Annotated in this window: 14 protein-coding genes; 10 read left to right on the top strand and 4 right to left on the bottom strand. The window is 60.0% G+C overall.

The genetic code is table 11. From position 1 onward, the window contains the following. Window positions 1–354: 354 nt before the first annotated feature. A complete protein-coding gene (locus tag LKE90_RS09005; RefSeq protein ID WP_291493262.1) occupies window positions 355–999 on the bottom strand; it encodes a 2OG-Fe(II) oxygenase family protein in 645 nt (214 codons plus the stop codon). A 231-nt stretch (window positions 1,000–1,230) separates the two neighbouring features. Between LKE90_RS09005 and LKE90_RS09000 the strand changes: the two genes are divergently transcribed. Next, complete coding sequence (locus LKE90_RS09000) at window positions 1,231–2,577, top strand: glycosyltransferase family 87 protein (RefSeq protein ID WP_291493264.1); 1,347 nt, start codon at window positions 1,231–1,233, stop codon at window positions 2,575–2,577. On the opposite strand, the gene LKE90_RS08995 is transcribed toward LKE90_RS09000, so the two are convergent. Both LKE90_RS08995 and LKE90_RS08990 read right to left on the bottom strand, forming a co-directional pair. Beyond that, window positions 2,568–3,479 carry a prephenate dehydrogenase/arogenate dehydrogenase family protein gene (locus LKE90_RS08995; RefSeq protein ID WP_291493327.1) on the bottom strand — a complete coding sequence of 304 codons (912 nt, stop codon included), beginning with the start codon at window positions 3,477–3,479 and terminating at the stop codon, window positions 2,568–2,570. The genes LKE90_RS09000 and LKE90_RS08995 overlap by 10 nt on opposite strands. Further along, complete coding sequence (locus LKE90_RS08990) at window positions 3,479–4,534, bottom strand: lysylphosphatidylglycerol synthase domain-containing protein (RefSeq protein WP_291493266.1); 1,056 nt, start codon at window positions 4,532–4,534, stop codon at window positions 3,479–3,481. The genes LKE90_RS08995 and LKE90_RS08990 overlap by 1 nt, the downstream gene beginning before the upstream one ends. A 265-nt stretch (window positions 4,535–4,799) precedes the next feature. Here LKE90_RS08990 and hpnA point away from each other — a divergent pair, with 265 nt between their 5' ends. Next, on the top strand, window positions 4,800–5,795 hold the full coding sequence (gene hpnA / locus LKE90_RS08985) for a hopanoid-associated sugar epimerase (RefSeq protein WP_291493267.1): 996 nt from the start codon (window positions 4,800–4,802) through the stop codon (window positions 5,793–5,795). A gap of 12 nt (window positions 5,796–5,807) precedes the next feature. After that, window positions 5,808–6,962: a glycosyltransferase gene (locus LKE90_RS08980; RefSeq protein WP_291493269.1), complete on the top strand. Its 1,155-nt coding sequence runs from the start codon at window positions 5,808–5,810 to the stop codon at window positions 6,960–6,962. Window positions 6,963–7,068: 106 nt separating this feature from the next. Here the strand turns inward: LKE90_RS08980 and LKE90_RS08975 are convergent, their stop codons facing one another. Continuing rightward, entirely contained in the window at window positions 7,069–7,488 is a 420-nt protein-coding gene (locus LKE90_RS08975) for an NUDIX hydrolase (protein WP_291493271.1), read from the bottom strand. 122 nt (window positions 7,489–7,610) lie between these two features. Here LKE90_RS08975 and LKE90_RS08970 point away from each other — a divergent pair, with 122 nt between their 5' ends. From LKE90_RS08970 to LKE90_RS08940, 7 genes are all read left to right on the top strand, one after another. Next, the gene (locus LKE90_RS08970; protein WP_291493273.1) at window positions 7,611–8,561 is read left to right on the top strand and encodes a squalene/phytoene synthase family protein; all 951 of its coding nucleotides are present in this window, start codon (window positions 7,611–7,613) and stop codon (window positions 8,559–8,561) included. A gap of 96 nt (window positions 8,562–8,657) precedes the next feature. Then, window positions 8,658–9,560: a presqualene diphosphate synthase HpnD gene (hpnD, locus tag LKE90_RS08965; protein WP_291493275.1), complete on the top strand. Its 903-nt coding sequence runs from the start codon at window positions 8,658–8,660 to the stop codon at window positions 9,558–9,560. Between the two features lie 5 nt (window positions 9,561–9,565). Next, entirely contained in the window at window positions 9,566–10,870 is a 1,305-nt protein-coding gene (hpnE, locus tag LKE90_RS08960) for a hydroxysqualene dehydroxylase HpnE (RefSeq protein WP_291493277.1), read from the top strand. Between the two features lie 110 nt (window positions 10,871–10,980). Then, window positions 10,981–12,975 (top strand): squalene--hopene cyclase, encoded by a 1,995-nt coding sequence (shc, locus tag LKE90_RS08955; RefSeq protein WP_291493280.1) that lies wholly within the window; start codon window positions 10,981–10,983, stop codon window positions 12,973–12,975. A gap of 2 nt (window positions 12,976–12,977) precedes the next feature. Continuing rightward, on the top strand, window positions 12,978–13,667 hold the full coding sequence (locus tag LKE90_RS08950; RefSeq protein WP_291493281.1) for a phosphorylase family protein: 690 nt from the start codon (window positions 12,978–12,980) through the stop codon (window positions 13,665–13,667). A gap of 214 nt (window positions 13,668–13,881) precedes the next feature. Then, window positions 13,882–16,398: a glycosyltransferase family 2 protein gene (locus tag LKE90_RS08945; protein WP_291493283.1), complete on the top strand. Its 2,517-nt coding sequence runs from the start codon at window positions 13,882–13,884 to the stop codon at window positions 16,396–16,398. Window positions 16,399–16,615: 217 nt separating this feature from the next. Further along, window positions 16,616–17,305, top strand: coding sequence for a fumarylacetoacetate hydrolase family protein (locus LKE90_RS08940; protein WP_291493285.1), 690 nt, complete (start codon window positions 16,616–16,618; stop codon window positions 17,303–17,305). The last annotated feature ends 153 nt before the right edge of the window (window positions 17,306–17,458 follow it).

The following is a 17,458-nucleotide window of genomic DNA, read 5'->3' as shown; positions in this document are numbered from 1 at the left end:
CGCTGCGATTTCGTGTAGGGAGCACCCCGCTGCGGCCAAATGCCTAGCTATAGCCTTCCGGTAATCTGGCCTCTCGGCACCAGCCTTTAAATACGTTGTGGAATCCATTGACCGAGAGAGGCTTCCTTCATCTGTTGTAATACCAACTGGCGGCACGATTGCAGTTGCAGCGACATGACAACGGCAGGCGCTGCGACTCTTGGTGTGGTGCTCTGACAGTTATTGTAACACCAACGGATGAGGTTCGATCGGCCTCGCCAACGCCACGTCATCAGCGCCGATGCGACTGAAACTTCTTGTCCCTTTGTGTGGGGGCAAAGCCCCCTAAGTCGCAAGCGGCCTGCTATCAGACCATCACGCAGCGAATGTCAGTTTTTTGGCCAGAGCCGACAGCTTGTGACGCCGTAGCTCGGAACGCGCCTTCGCTCCGGTTTCCATGTAATTGAGCTGAATCGTGTAGCGGGGGCCGACATACTGCCGGTGGCCATGCCATGTCGTCGGTCCATTGGGAAAGACGAGCAGCGTGCCGTTGACCGGCGGCACTTCCACAGCGAAATTCTCGACATCATCAGGACCGTTCAGAAGGCGCAGGCAGCCTTCCTGACGTTCGAACGCAGCCGATGGTGGGTTCAGGTAAAGAAGAATCGTAACGCGTTTGGCTATGGAGTCGCAGTGAATGCGACCATCCTTCTCCCGTGTGCGGCCTCGTATGGTCAGCATCGTGGGCGCGTCGTCGAGATCGAGATCGAACTTCCGGGCGATGATTCCTCTCAGCTCCGGGCCTTCAAGCTGTGTGATGAGAGTCTGCATGAGTGGCGTCAGCGTCAGGGCTTCGGGCGGAAAGGAGCCGCCGGAACCGATCTGCGGCAGGGATGTCTGGAGAGCGGTCAGTTCATCCTGTGGAATGAAATGCTCGACGGCGACGTGGGGAAACGGCGTCTTCTCGACCGGCTTTGCTGCCAGAGCGGCAAAATCAAGATTCAGAGCGGCGACAGTCATGATCCGGGACTCCTTGACCTCGCCATGCTGGGTGAGGTCGGGTTCTGCCTTTGCGAGCGCCGCATCATATGTCTGTGCCGTTGGCGTGTCACATGGGGGGTATGCCGTTATCTCGCGATACGTCGACAAGATTAAAAATCATCACCCAATGAGGGGTGCGCTCACAAAATAAGGAATTGGTTAAGTTTTCTGCCGGATGGTGCCGGAAAGCATCATTACATCGGGCAGATTATGAACAGGCGGTCAAAAAGACTGGAAACGGCGTTCTGCCGGATATTCCTACAGGCCGACTGGCTGACCCGGGGCAGGGCGCTGGCGTACTGTCGCATTCTCGCTTTCTACGGATGGGGACTGTTTCTTTCCATCATCGTGGTTTCGCATTGGGGCACCAATTTCGAGGGGCAGCCGATCTGCGCCGATTTCGTCAGCTTCTGGGCGGCCTCCCGGCAGGTGCTGGATGGCCATCTGGCCGAGCTGTATGACAGTGCGAAACACCATCTGGTCGAGCTTTCCGCATTTCCCGGACTGTCGTTCGGGAATTTTGCCTTTTACTATCCTCCGACCTTTCTGCTGGTCTGCCTGCCGCTCGCGCTGGTGCCTTACCGTCTGTCCGTCGCGCTGTTTCTCATCCTGACCGGTACAGTGTTCGTGCGGGCCATGCGCCGACTGCTGCCCCAGCGATGGGCGCTATTGCCCATTCTGGCCTTTCCGGGCCTCGTCATCGGTGTGGCGAACGGACAGAACGGTCTTCTCACCGGTGCCCTTTTTGGTTGGGCCATGGTGCTGCTGGCGGAACACCCTTTCGTGGCGGGGCTGTGCCTCGGTGGGCTGGTGATCAAGCCACAACTGCTGGTGGCTGCGCCTGTAGTCCTGCTGTGCGCCCGGAGATGGCCGGCTGTCGCCGGAGGAATATGCTCCGGTCTTGGACTGATAGCGGTGTCGTGGCTCGCTTTTGGCGCTACGGGCTGGAATGGTTTCCTGCATATGAGTCACGAGGCGCAGGGGGCGTTTTCGCACGGCTATGTCCAGTCATGGAAAATGCAGAGTGTCTTTGCCGCGGCGCACCTGCTTCATGCGCCCGGATGGCTGGCCTATGGCGCGCAGATAATGGCGGCGGGGCTGGCTCTGGGGCTCGCCGGTTGGCTTGCGGCGCGTCTGCGCGGATGTGCTGCCGAACTGGGCGAGCATGGGGCGGCCTCCGGGCAGGTGGCGGTGATGATCGCCGCGATGCCGTTCTGCTCACCGTTTCTTCTGGACTATGATCTTGCCTGTCTGGCCTTTCCGATGGGATGGCTCTTGTTGCAGGCGCAGCGGACTGGTTGGTGGTCCGGTGAAAAATTCGTTCTGTTTCTCGCCTATTTCTATCTGCTGGGAGCAAGGCTGTTCGCCGAACTGACGTATATCGGTCCAACTCCCCCTGTCTGTGCGGCGCTGCTGTTTGTGCTGGCGCGTCGCATCGCGCCGGAAGAGTGGCTACGGCTCAAAACGGCTGTCATGTCGAAGCCGGGTCTGTTCAGCCGGAGACAGGTTCAAGTCTCTGTCGTCCCGGCTCATGGCAGAGGGGACGTTCAGGCCTGACGGTTTTCCAGCAGGCTGCGGCGGATGCTGCGTCCACGCTCGATACGGTCGACAATATAGTCGGAATCACCCCAGCGGATCGCCCGGGCCATGGCCTGCGCGTCTTCGAGGAAGCGTGACAGCATCTCCAGAATGGCTTCACGATTGGACAGGAAGATGTCCCGCCACATGATCGGGTCTGACGCTGCGATTCGTGTGAAGTCGCGGAAGCCGCTAGCCGCGAATTCCAGAACTTCGGAGCGTGTCTCGTCGGCCAGATCATCAGCGGTGCCGCAGATCGTGAAGGCCAGCAGATGCGGCAGATGGCTGACGATGGCGCACACCCTGTCATGATGCTCCGGCGCCATATCCCGCGTGCGTGCGCCACAGAGCTGCCAGAGGGTCGTGATTGCCGCCACACTCTCCGGCGTGCTGTCGGGCAGCGGGGTAAGCAGGCTCCATCGATTGTCGAACAACGTGGCGAAACCGGCGTCCGGTCCGGAATATTCCGTGCCTGCCATTGGATGCGCCGGAACATAGGGGACATCCGGACGGAGGAAAGGTCGGATGGCCTCGATCACCGCCACTTTGGTCGAGCCGGTATCCGTCAGGATGGCGCCGGGCTTCATGGCGGGAATGACGGTGGCGGCGACTTCACCCATCGCGCCGACCGGCACGCAGAGCATCACACAGTCAGCATCGGCAACGGCGGCTGCCGCGTCGTCGGTGACCTCGTCGGCTATGCCGAGCTCACGCACACGCTCGCGAAAGGCAGGGTTGATGTCCACGGCCACCAGTCGTCGGGCAATCGTCCTGTCGCGTCGGGCGCGATGCAGGACGGACGCTCCGATAAGACCGGGACCGATGACGACCAGCGTGTCGAACAGAGGCGTGGGTGTGTCGGAAGCGTCGGTCACAGGCATCATCCTTCCGGCGTATCGGTCAGGGCATCGGGCATCCGGTCTGGCAGGACGCGGGCTTCGTTGCGCGCAGCGCGGACTTTCAGCGCCCGCATCTCCGAAACCTGCCACCACACCAGCATGGGGATACCGATGCTGATTTCCCGGCCACGACGCAGCAGGGATAAGGCGAGGCAGAGGGACGCATCCAGCCCGAAAGCATGACCTAGCGTCATGTAAGCGCCTTCCTGCACACCGAGGGCGGCGGGGACCAGAAAGGAGGCCGACATGAGGCCGCAGGTGACGCCCTCGATGGCGATGGCGTCCGGAAAACTCAGGGACGCGCCCATCAGATAAACGGTCAGCCAGAGAACGCCCGCGCTGCTGATCCACCCCACCAGATGAATGGCGGCGGAAGCTGAGATGCGACCGGGGCGGGACCAGGCTTTCTCCATCCAGTCCTGAAGGGTTCCGGCTCCATCCATGACCGTCGTCTGCCACTGCCCGGCGATATGTTTGCCGAGCAGACGGACCGTGCGTTTCACCGCTGTTCCGCCGCGCTGCTGGGTCCAGATGAACCCCGTAGCGCCAGCGGTCAGCAGAAGAGCGCCGATGATGACTGGCTTGACCAGCGGATTGGACGCGCTGCCGACGGCCAGAAGCGTTACGGCCAGAAGAATGAAGACAATCTGGCCCAGCACTTCCGTCGTGATATCAACCACGTTGGCGCAGGCGGCTTCCGGCCATTCGATGGAGGAAGCTTCCACGGCGTGGTGGCGGCTGGTGGCGCGGATGCCCAGCACGATGCCGCCAAGTTGGGAGAAGGGCAGGCAGGTCGAGGCGGCGTCCCGGATCATCCGGGCGAGCACCAGATGTCTGTAGGTCATGGACGGGAAGGCCGCATACCACGCGCAGCCGAGAACGGCGTCCACGGCCAGTTGCGCAAGGATCGTCAGGAGGAAACCGCCAAGACCGATCCGCGAGATGGCGACCGCGACCGAGCCGAAGCCACTCCACGCCATGGCGGCGGTGATCGCGGCGAGACCGAGAAGGGTGAGAAGGATGGTAAGCTTTTTCAATTGTATCTGACCATCCGTCGGTTGTCGCTCAGGGCTTTGGCCGGACGCGGGACGAAGCTGTCCGGAAAAGATCGAAACAGGAGGTCCGGCACGGGATGTGCGACCTTTCTCCAAAACAGGGCGAAGTCCTTACACCACCCCGGAAGGTTGCGCCAGTGCGACAGGGATGTGGTCTTTTATCGTGCCCCTCTGGTCTAAACCACACTCCTCAGGATAAAGCAGAATGACACATTTTGACCATGATGCCTGAGGGGATAGGGATTCCATGACCGCGCCAACTCTTGTGACGGGAGCTACCGGTTTTGTGGGCTCTGCTGTGGCTCGTGTGCTGCTGGCTCGTGGTCATGCCCTGCGTCTGATGGTCCGCGCGGGCAGCGACCGCCGTAATATCGCCGACATGCCGGCGGAACTCGTGGAAGGCGATCTTTCCAATCCCGCCAGTTTCGCGAAGGCCGTCGAAGGCTGTCGCTACGTGTTTCATGTCGCGGCGGACTATCGTTTGTGGGTGCCAGATCCGGCTCCGATGATGGCGGCGAATGTCGAGGGCACCCGTCTGCTCATGCAGGCCGCGCAGGCGGCTGGCGTGGAGAAGATCGTCTACTGTTCTTCGGTCGCGGCGCTTGGTCTGATCGGCGACGGTACGATTTCGACGGAAGAAACACCGGTCAACGAGCACTCCGTCATCGGTATTTATAAGAAATCGAAATATCGCGCTGAGCAGGAAGTCCTTCGCATGGTGCGTGAACAGGGGCTGAAGGCCGTTATCGTCAATCCATCCACGCCGGTCGGTCCGCGCGACATCAAGCCAACCCCGACAGGACAGATGATTCTCGACTGCGCGGCGGGAAAGATGCCCGCCTACGTCGATACGGGCGTTAACATCGTGCATGTCGATGATGTGGCGGAAGGCCATGCTCTGGCGCTGGAACGCGGCGTTATCGGCGAGAAATATATCCTTGGCGGCCAGAATTACCTGCTGGGCGATTTGTTCCGCATGGTGGCGGAAATCGCGCATGTGAAGGCGCCGCGGATCGTGCTCCCACAGGAGGTGATCTGGCCGGTTGCCGTGGCTTCGGAATGGCTGTCCCGCAGATTTGGCATCGAACCCCGCGTGACGCGGGAGATGCTGGCGATGTCACGGAAGAAGATGTTCTTCTCCTCGGACAAGGCCATCCGTGATCTAGGCTACACGCCGCGTCCGGCGTATGACGCCGCCAGAGACGCGATAAACTGGTTCCGTCAGGCTGGTATGCTGAAATAAGAGCGGGGACGTATGCTGGTTTATCTGGCCGGTCTCTCGGCGCTGATCTGGGCCGCTCTCCTCGGCTTTCATGGACGATTCTGGCAGGCCGGGCCCATTCTGCGCCCCGGCAGAGCGCATAGGACACTGCCTCCGGTCAGTGTGGTGGTGCCTGCGCGGGACGAGGCTGAATCCATCAGCATCTGTCTCTCGTCCCTTCTGGGGCAGGATTATGCAGGACAGTATCGCATTGTCCTGACTGACGATCGCAGCACGGACGGTACGGGTGATCTGGCCCGTGCGCTGCCGGACCCTCAGGGAAAACTGACGGTGCTGGATGGACAGCATCGCCCCGATGAAGCCTGGAGCGGGAAGCTCTGGGCCGTCGAGCAGGGAGTGACGCGTGTCCGGTCGGAACAGCCTGAAGATGACGGCTATATTCTGCTGACGGACGCCGATATCGAGCATGATCCGGCCCACATCTCGACACTGGTGGAAAAAGCCGAGCGTGAGGGGCTCGATATGGTGTCCGAGATGGTTGAACTGAACTGTGTCAGTCCGGCTGAAAAGGCGCTGGTGCCCGCCTTCGTGTTCTTCTTCGCGCTGCTCTATCCTTTTGCCAGGGTGGCTGACCCCAAAAGCAGGACCGCCGCCGCCGCCGGTGGCACCATCCTGATTCGCCGTTCCGCGCTGACCCGCATTGGCGGCATTGCTGCCCTGCGCGGGGCTCTGATCGATGACTGCACGCTGGCGGCCCATGTCAAACGCTCGGGCGGGCGGATCTATCTGGGGCATTCCTGTCTGGCGCGTTCCATCCGACCCTATCCGCATCCGCGTGACATCTGGCGCATGATCGCCCGCACGGCTTACGTTCAGCTCCATTATTCTCCGCTGATTCTCGCCGGAACGGTGCTCGGGATGGTGCTGGTCTGGATTCTTCCCGTCTTTCTGACCCTGTTTGGAAAAGGGCAGGCCCGCAAACTGGCGGCTCTCGCGTGGGCGGCTTCGATGGCGTCCTACATGCCGACATTGCGACGTTTCCGCATGTCGCCTTTCTGGGCGCTGCTGTTGCCAATCGTTGCAACATTCTACACGGCGGCGACCGTCGGCTCGGCTGTGGATCATCACCGGGGGCGTGGAGTGAGATGGAAGAACCGGGCCTATACCGAGGCGACGCACGCGGGGTAGCGCTGGCGGTCTTTACGCGGCTTTGTTCGTGCCCTGCCAAAGTTTCTGAAGGCTATTTTCTGTCAGAGAACTGGCGTGGACAGAACAGGAGCAAGGGTAAGCAGGCTCAGCGACGCTCTGAACGCTTGTTCAGGGCCAGAAGCGCCTGTCGTGTCGCCTCGGTCAGTGGTGAGGGCAGGGAAGACAGGTCGAACCAGCCCATTCCGGCTAGCGCCTCCGGTTCACGGATGGCGGGTTCGCCGATGAAGGTCTCCACCAGAAAAACCGGCGCGACCCAGTGCTGCTCTCCGGCCCGATCAATCTGATCCACGACGCAGAGCAACTCGGGAGCTTGAATCCGGATGCCCAGTTCCTCGTCGATTTCGCGCGCCGCCGTGTTGGTAATTGTCTCATAGGGATCGACCTTGCCGCCGGGGAGTCCCCAGTATCCGGCTTCGGGATTGCGCTTTCTTTTGACGAGCAGAAGCTGCCCGTTGCGGAAGATCGCGGCGCCGCAACCGACGCGCGGAAGAGAGGGATTTGTCATGGTGCGGGGCTCCTGTGGATGGGTTTGCCGGGAGACGCGGTTGGCTGTCCGCTTTCATCCGGCGGAAGTAACCTTGTGGTAAGTGTAGGCAGCAGCCTTCGGAGCGTGTAAACCACCCCGCCATGTTTCCGGATTCCTCATCAGCCGCGCACGCGGAGCCAGCCCTTCTGTCAGACAGCCTGTCAGTGGAAGACGTACGGGCTATCGTCGCCCGTGACAGGATAGACCCGTGGCGCGCGCCTGATGTCTCGTCCGGCAAAGGACAGTCGGACGAGAACTTTCCTGTCGGATCGGTGCTGTTTGCGCCCGCCCTGCGGAATCATGTGCATGCCTATTATGATTTCGCCCGGTTCAGCGATGACGTGACCGATAGCGATCAACTGACGCCAGAGGAAAAAGTGGCGCGTCTGGATGCGATGGAAGACATCGTGCACGGTCGGGCGGAGGCGCCTGACCGCAAGGACGCCCGTTCCGCCGCGCGTGTCCGTGAGATGCTGCTGCGCACCGGGCTGCCGTTCGAGGTCGCGACCGATCTGCTGGTCGCGTTCCGGGAGGATGCGGTCAAATCGCGTTACGGCTCTCAGGCTGAACTCGACCGCTACTGCCGTTACTCCGCGAATCCGGTCGGACGCTTTCTGCTGGGTCTGCATGGTGAGAGTGACAGGACATTCCCGGCGTCCGACGCGCTCTGCACATCGCTCCAGATTCTCAATCATCTTCAGGATTGTCAGAAAGACCTTCTCCTTCTGAAGCGGAGCTATGTGCCGCTGGACCTTCTTGTAGCGCAGGGGCTCGGTGTAGAGGCTGTTCTGGAAAACACGACGTCTCCGTCGTTGCGTCGCGTTTTCGACATAATGCTCGACGAGACAGACCGTCTGAACGGGGTGGCTCTCGGGCTGCTTCGTCAGGTAAGAGATCGCCGGATGCGGATGTATTGCGGCGCGGTCGTCAAGCTGGCGCACCTGCTGACAGCCCGTCTGCGAGTGGGAGATCCGCTGGCGGAGCGGGTCGCGCTGACGAAAGCCGATTTCGCGCGGGCGGCGCTCGCCGCTCTCGGGGGCTGGAAGAACTGACATGCCTGCTGGAGACGGGTCCGGAGGCAGGATACAGGGGAGTGTCTGCTCCCGCTGGACTATTGGACGGTACGGAACCGTTCAGGAAAGGATGCCATGACTGACGCACTCGGAACGCATGACGAACCCACACCGCTCGGCTGTGATCCGACCGACCTTGCGCGGGTCGAGGCGATCGTGCGGCAGGCGGGAACGTCATTCGCCTCGGGAATGCGCATTCTGCCGCCTTACCGCCGCTATGGCATGTATGCGATCTATGCGTTCTGCCGGATGGTGGATGACATCGCGGATGGCGACGTGCCGTCCCTTAGCGGTCCGGAACACGCAGGAGACCGCGAGGCGCGCCTGAATGAGTGGCGTGAGCGTATCGGTCGCCTGTACGACGACAAGACGCAGGATGCGCTGGACCGGGTGCTGCATGCCGCCATCCGCTTCTTTTCGCTCAAGCAGAAAGATTTCGACGCTGTCATCGACGGCATGATCATGGACGCGACAGGGCCGGTGGTCGCACCGTCAGAAGAGACGCTCGATCTTTACTGTGACCGCGTGGCTTCCGCTGTTGGACGTCTTTCCGTGCATGTGTTCGGCGACAGCTCGGAACATGCCGAGAAGGTGGCCTATCACCTTGGCCGTGCGCTCCAGTTGACCAATATCCTGCGTGATGTTGCGGAAGATGCGCGGATTGGCCGACTTTATCTGCCGAAGGAACTTCTGGCCCGTTTTGACGTGCCTGCCGATCCGCAGAAGGCTCTGACGGCTCCCGGTCTGGCTGGTGTGATGCGGATTCTCTCCGTGCGGGCGCAGGATCATTTCCGTCAGGCGTTCCGGGCCATGAAGAAATGTGACCGCAAGGCCATGATGCCTGCGCGTATGATGGGCGGCTGCTATCTGGCGATCCTGAATGCCCTGACAAAGCGGGGCTGGGACCATGTCGGCGCACCGCTGGCAGTCTCCAAGGTCAGCAAGGCGGTCGGCGTCGTGCAGGCTTTCGCGGCCTGATACGGATGGCGCGTCGGGTTCATATTGTCGGTGGGGGGCTGTCCGGACTGTCCGCTGCCGTCGAGATCGCGGGTAGCGGGCAGCATGTCATCGTGCATGAGGCCGGTCCCGCCTGCGGTGGACGCGCCCGCTCCTACGAGGACAAGAAGCTGGGCTGCCGGATCGACAACGGCAACCACCTGCTGCTGACAGCCAACGAGGCTGTCTTCCGATATATGGGCTTGATCGGTGCTCTGAACACGTTGCAGGGGCCGGAGCAGCCGATTTTTCCGTTTGTGGACCTCAGGAAGCCCTGCGTGTGGACGCTGGACCTCTCCATGGGGCGGGTGCCGTGGTGGGTGTTCAGCCCGAACCGGCGTGTGCCGGGAATGAAGTTGGGTGAGCTGCTCAGCCTGAAGCGTCTGATTGACGCGAAACCCGATCAGGTCGTGTCCGACTGCCTGCTGCCTGGCGAGTTCTCGCGTCGTCTGCTCGATCCATTTTCCATTGCGGCGCTCAACACGCCGAGCGATGAAGCCAGCGCGGCTCTGCTCGGCCATGTGATCAGCGAATCGCTGGCCAAGGGTGGGCGTGCCTGCCTGCCGCGTTTCCCTAAGGTCGGCCTGTCCGAGAGCCTTGTGGACCCGGCTCTGTCGCACCTGTCCATTCTGAAGGCAGAGGTCCGTACCGGACGGCGTGTCACCGGTATCGAAACCGCGAACGGCCGTGTCGCGGCGTTGATCTTCCCAGACGAACGAATCGACGTTGGCGAGGATGATGCGGTCATTCTGGCTGTCACAGCGCCCGTGGCGGCGAGCCTGCTGAAAGAGGCGCTGCCCGATCTGGTGGTGCCGGATGAGTTTGAGGGCATCTTCAACGCGCATTTCCGTCTTGAACGGCCTCCGGTGCCGGTCGGCGCATTCGCCAAGACCCGCTTTGTCGGCGTTGTGGGCGCTGTGACGGAGTGGATTTTCCTCAAGGACGACATCCTCTCGGTCACGGTCAGCGCCGCGAACCGTTATGCCGACCGTGATCCCGAAGAGCTTGGACGACAGATATGGCAGGAGGTCCGTCAGGCGATGGACGGACTTCTGGCGGGACCGCTTCCCGCCGAGCCGCCCTTGCAACGGCTCGTGTGGGAGAAGCGTGCGACCTTTGCCGCCACGCCTGCGCAACTGCGGAAAAGGCCGGGTGCGGCGACGGGGCTTGTCAATCTGGCACTGGCCGGGGACTGGACGGCGACGGGTTTGCCCGCCACGATTGACGGTTCCATCCGTTCCGGCGTCGCCGCCGTGAAGGCGCTCGGGCTTCGCGGCTCCATATCCGACTGATGGTGTCTGACCGATTCTGACTTGGGTATCACGGCAAGACCGTGGATTGCGTTAACGACTGACACGGTTTCTGAAGAAGCGTGTTTCTACTGGGGGAATGACAGCAGGCCATGCTGGACGATGTAACGAACTCTGCCACCACGACCGAGAACACGGGAGCGGCTTACAGCGAGCTGACTTCCAGTGAACTGGACCGTGTGGTCGAGCGTGCTCATGCGGCGCTGGGCGGCAAGCAGAATGACGATGGTCACTGGGTGTTCGAGCTTGAAGCCGATGCCACCATTCCGGCGGAATATGTCCTGCTGGAGCATTTCCTCGACCGGATCGACCAGCCTCTGGAAGACAGGATCGGCGTCTATCTTCGGCGTATTCAGGGCGAGCACGGTGGCTGGCCGCTTTACCATGACGGCGATTTCAACATCTCCGCGACGGTGAAGGCCTATTATGCGCTGAAATGCATTGGTGACGACATCAACGCACCGCACATGCAGCGCGCCCGTCAGGCCGTTCTCGATCATGGCGGCGCCGAGCGGAGCAACGTTTTCACACGTTTCCAGTTGGCGCTGTTCGGAGAGGTTCCATGGCACGGCACGCCGGTCATGCCGGTCGAGCTGATGCTGCTACCGCGCTCGGCGTTCTTCTCGGTCTGGAACATGTCCTACTGGTCGCGCACCGTGATCGCCCCGCTGCTGGTGCTGGCGGCGCTGCGTCCGGTGGCGGTCAATCCGCGCGGCGTGCATGTGCAGGAACTGTTCGTCACGCCGCCGGATCAGGTGAAGGACTGGATCAAGGGCCCTTACCGCTCCAAATGGGGACATGCCTTCAAGGTGCTGGATCAGGTTCTGCGTCCGGTCGTGAAACTGATCCCGCAGAAAGTGCATGAGAAGGCCATCAAGGCGTCAGTCGATTTCATCGAGCCGCGTCTGAACGGCATCGACGGTCTCGGCGCGATTTACCCGGCGATGGCCAATACTGTGATGATGTATCGCGCCATGGGCGTGCCGGACAGCGACCCTAGGGCCGATACGGCGTGGGAGTCGGTCAGGGCGCTTCTGGTCGATCACGGGGATGAAGTGTACTGCCAGCCCTGCGTGTCGCCCATCTGGGATACCGGGCTGGCCGGGCACGCCATGATGGAAGCGGCCAGTGGTCCCAACCCCATCGCCCGGAAGGAAACGGAAGAGAAGATGGCGAAGGCGGCGGAATGGCTGCGTGACCGTCAGATTCTCGACGTGAAGGGTGACTGGGCCATCAACAAGCCCGACCTTGAGCCGGGCGGCTGGGCTTTCCAGTATCGCAATGACTATTATCCTGACGTGGATGACACGGCGGTTGTCGGCATGCTGCTGCATCGCCAGAACGATCCCGCCAATGACGAGGCGATCGAACGGGCCCGTAAGTGGATTATCGGCATGCAGAGCTCCAATGGTGGCTGGGGCGCTTTTGATATCGATAATGACAAGGAACTGCTGAACCATATTCCGTTCTCGGATCACGGTGCGCTTCTGGACCCCCCGACAGCCGACGTGACGGCGCGCTGTATTTCTTTCCTCGCGCAGCTTGGTCACGCCGAGGATCGTCCGGTGATTGAACGTGCTCTGGAATATCTGCGGAGCGATCAGGAGAAGGACGGTTCCTGGTTCGGCCGCTGGGGCACCAATTTCATTTACGGTACATGGTCCGTCCTGTGCTCCCTGAACGCAGCCGGTATTTCCCATGATGATCCGATGGTGGTGCGCGCCGTGGAGTGGCTCCGCTCCGTTCAGCGTCCAGATGGCGGCTGGGGCGAAGGCTGTGAGAGCTATGAAGACGGTCCTCGTGGCCAGTACAAGCAAAGCCTGCCTTCCCAGACGGCGTGGGCGGTTCTGGGCATGATGGCGGTCGGTCGTCGCGATGATCCGGCCGTGGTGCGGGGGATCGCATGGCTGTCAAAGCAGCAGGGTGACAATGGCGAATGGGAGGAAGACCCCTATAACGCCGTTGGTTTCCCCAAGGTGTTCTATCTCAAGTATCATGGCTACAGGCAGTTCTTCCCGCTTCTGGCTGTGTCACGCTACCGGAATCTCAAGAGCAGCAACTCCGGCCAGGTGAGCTACGGTTTCTGACCATGAACAACAGCCTTCCTCCTCCTGCCGATATCGGATTTCTTGTGGGACTGAAGGCCGAGGCCTCTCTTCTGCGACAGTTTTTTCCCGGGTCGCCAGTCGCGATCAGCGGGGCCACAAGGGAAGGCGCACAGAAAGGAGCCGCACGGCTGATTGCTTCAGGTGTGCCTTCCGTCGTGTCGTTCGGACTGGCGGCGGGGCTGGACCCTGCGCTCAGACCCGGCACAATTCTCGTGCCGGACGCTGTGGTCGCAGATGGCAGGCTCTATCCCTGTTCACCGGCTGTGCGTCGCCGTCTTGGAGCGGATGCGGCGCCCGGAGTGGTGGCGGGTGCGCTGCTGCATAGTGATGTCGTTGTGCTGACCGCCGAGGAAAAGCAGCGTCTGGCCATGGAAAGCGGCTGCTGCGCTCTGGATATGGAGAGTGGTTTTCTGGCGGAGGCGGCGCAGGCCGTGAAGCGGCCTTTCGGTGTGCTGCGCGTGGTGTGTGATCCGGCGGAGCGGACACTGCCTCCTGCTGCCGGTATTGCGCTTTCACCCGATGGCGGTCTGGGTGCGGGAGCCCTGATGTCATCGCTGCTGCGTAATCCCCTGCAGATCGGCAGTCTGATCCGCCTTGGGGGGGATGCGTCCCGGGCGCGTCATGCCATGCGGCGTTTTCTGGAAGTTAAGGCTTCTGCTGTAATGTCGTGACGCCGCAGAAGACGTGCTTCCACACGGTGATCGGGAATTATGCCTGATCATGCCTTGCGGTCGCGGCGTTTCAGGCCTCTTTCAGAGCGTTCTGCGTGAAGAGTGTGTTTTGAATTGGTGTGTTCTGATGGAAGGATGTTTTTAATATGCCTTCCGGACAGTGCTTTGTCCTGGAGTGTGCTTTCTGGCGCACGCCAGGGAAACGAGGATTTTCATGAAAGCTCCCCTGCCGACTTCCCGTCAAATTACACAGTTCATTGGTTATTTTGATAGCTTGGATGGTCTTGAGGTAAAGGGGTGGGCGTGCAATCTGGCCGCGCCGCGTGTGCCTGCGACCCTCCATGTCATTGTTGACGGACAGGAAATCGGGTCGGTGACCTGTGATCTGCCCCGGACCGATGTGCAGGAAAATATCGGCGTCATGACGCCCAATCTGGGTTTTTCCTTCAGGCTGCCGGACGCCCTTGCCGACGGAAAGGAGCATCGGGTCGGCCTGCGGTTCCCGAACCGGTCCATCGTGCCCTGTCTGGTGACAGATGACGGTTCGATCAAGCAGGAAGATATCACAGTCACTTTTCAGCCGCAGTTCAATTACGAATCCTGTGTGGACGGTTTTTCGCGCGGCGCGCTGCGTGGCTGGGTGCAGCGCATCAATGCGGCGGATGGGTCCAGAACAGGTCAGTGCGAGGTCGCGGTTTTTATCGACGGTGCGCCTTTCGCCCGTATCCGTGCAGACCGTTTTCGTGGCGATGTCGCGGCTGCTGTCGGTGGCGACGCCAATTGCGGTTTCGAACTGGTCATTCCCAAGCATCGTCGCCAGACGGGCACGCGGACAATCCGCTTTTTCGCGGTGCCGGGTGATATGGAGCTGATGGGCAGTCCCATCTCCACATCACTGGTCGATAACAAACTGGAAGAGCATCTGCTTGGTGTCAGCGAAACCATCGCGAGGCTGCATCGTGAGATTTCCTCCCTACGCGCGACGATAAACAATCTGCTTCCCGAACAGCGTTTCAATCTTGGTGATTATGACAACTGGGCGCGTCGCTACTTCAATGTGCTGCGGGCTCGGGTAGCGGAACGCCGGCAGCAGCTTGGCGCAGACTTTGTCGCCAAAGGACCGCTGGTGAGCGTCATCTGTCCGACCTACAAACCGGATATGACGGACTTCATCGCCGCCGTTGAATCGGTGATGGCGCAGACATGGAGCAACTGGGAACTCATTATTGTCGATGACGGCGGGAAGTCTCTGGAAGTCGCGGCGAGGATGGCGGAATACTGCCGGAATGATCCTCGCATAAAGCTGATCCGCCTTAAGAAAAACCTGGGAATTTCCGGAGCGACCAATGAAGGCGTCAAGGCGGCGAAAGGCGAGTGGGTCGCCTTCTTCGACCATGACGACGCCATGGTCGATGTGGCGCTGGAAGCGATGTTGCAGGCAGCGGCCGGACTTGATCCGCAGGTCATTTATTCTGATGAGGACAAGGTCGATCAGGCAGGCTACTTCCTTGAGCCGAATTTCAAGCCTGATTTTGATTACCGGTATCTTCTGGGATGCAACTACATCTGCCATCTTACTATGGTGCGGAATGAGGTTTTACAGCAGGTGGGTGATCTGAACGCCAGTTATGACGGCGCGCAGGATCATGACCTGATGCTGCGTCTGACGGAGATCGTGCCGCGGGAGGGCTTCCTGCATGTTCCGGAGGTTCTTTATCACTGGCGGAAAACGCCGAACTCGACCGCGATGACGATCAGCAACAAGCAGTACGCCGTGAATGCGGGTGTTCGGGCGGTTGCCGATCATTTGAGGCGTGTCGGGCATGTTGCGCAGGTCGAGGCGATCAATGACCTGACCATTTATAATGTATGGTGGGGCATAAACCGCGAGCCGACGGTTTCGATCATTATTCCGTTCCGCAATCAGGCCGATCTGACGCGGGAATGTGTTTCCCGCATTCTGGAACATACGGATTACAAGGCCTACGACATCATTCTGGTTGATAACTGGTCAACGGATGAGGATGCGCTTGCTTTCTGCAAGGAGATGTCCCGCAACAAGCGCATTCAGGTTCTTTCGATCCGCGAGGAATTCAATTTCTCACGTCTGAACAATCTTGCCGTCGCTTCAAGTTCGTCCGAATTCTTTTTCTTCATGAACAATGATCTTTTCGTGGATGATCCCAAATGGCTGAAAACCATTGTGGGAGAGGCGATGGCTGGCGAGGATATCGGTGCCGTCGGCGGAAAGTTTGTCTATCCCAACGGTGCGATCCAGCATGTCGGCGTCGTTGTGGGACCTGACGGTGTGGCGACGCATGTGCATCGGGGATTACAGGCGCACGAATATGGCTATATTTCCCGTGCGATCCTGTCTCACGAAGTCACGGCTGTCACGGCGGCAGGAATGTTGGTACGGGCCGAAGCCTTCCGAGAAGTCGGTGGTTTTGACGAGGTGAATCTGAAAGTCGCTTATAACGACGTCGATCTTTGCCTGAAGATGCGTGAAGCCGGCTGGCGTATTGTCCAGTGCAACAATTTTCTGGCTGTGCACCATGAGAGTGTCTCGCGTGGCAGTGATGACCGTCCCGAGCATGAAGCGCGATTCTTTGCCGAGACGCAGCATATGCATCATTACTGGGGTGATCATGCGATTTATCAGCATGATCCGGCTTATTCACCACACTTCATGCTTGATCAGAGCTACTATGATCTGGTCACACCCGAATAAGACGGAAAGATCGATAATTGGCCGGGATAGCCGGATTCTGAAAACACCCGTCTCTCTGAGGCGGGTGTTTGCCTGTGGGCTTATGGAAGTTTTCATCTGAGCCGATGTCGCGCTCTGAGGTGAGCTTATCCTCACACAATCATGAGAGCCGATTCAATCGCCGATGAAATTTTGTTCAGGCTGATGCTATCCTTTCCGAAAAGAACGGATTTTGCCCATGTCTTATCTCTTTGAGCCTGTTTCGATTCCGTCCATTCCTGTTCGTGAGACTGACGCACGGTTTCCGGTTCGCCGGATATGGTGCGTTGGACGGAATTATGGAGAGCATACGCGGGAAATGGGTGGTGATCCGGCGCACGACCTTCCGATATTTTTTGCAAAACCTGCCGATGCCATAACAATGGAAGAGGCTCTTCCCTATCCATTGCACACGGAAGATCTTCATCACGAAATTGAACTGGCTGTGGCGATCGGTCGGCAGGGCGTGAATATCCCGGTGCAGTCAGCACTGGATCATGTGTTCGGCTACGCTCTGGCATTGGACATGACACGGCGCGATCTTCAGGCCGTCGCCAAAAAGTCGGGGCAGCCCTGGGATATGAGCAAGGGTTTCGATCAGTCCTGTCCCATCAGCCCTATCGTGCCGGTGACACAGGCAGGGCATCTGGTGAGGGGGCGGATCAGTCTTGCCGTCAATGGGACGGCTCGCCAGCAGGGCGATATCAGCGACCTGATCTGGCCGATCCCGGAAATCATTTCCATTCTTTCGAGTTTTGTCGAACTGCGTCCGGGCGATCTTGTTCTTACCGGCACGCCGTCCGGTGTCGGGCCGGTGAAAATCGGAGACAGGCTCGAAGGAGAATGTGAGGGTGTCGGGAAAATCCATGTACGTTACACGGAGCGTTGAGGATCGAGTCTAAGGACGTGGAGACCCACTGAGGTCTGTCTGGAAAAATATTGGTATATCTTGCAAATATTGGCTTGGTGGTGTTCAGGGGGTCGCCCCGGCCCCCACTCTGCCTCCTGTTTGCAAGCCATCAGACGTCCTCGGGAAATTCCG

Source organism: Acetobacter sp., assembly GCF_022483985.1.
In the GTDB taxonomy this organism is placed as follows: domain Bacteria; phylum Pseudomonadota; class Alphaproteobacteria; order Acetobacterales; family Acetobacteraceae; genus Acetobacter.
Note: the sequence above shows the minus strand (reverse complement) of the source record. Positions and strands in the feature narration are given on the sequence as shown.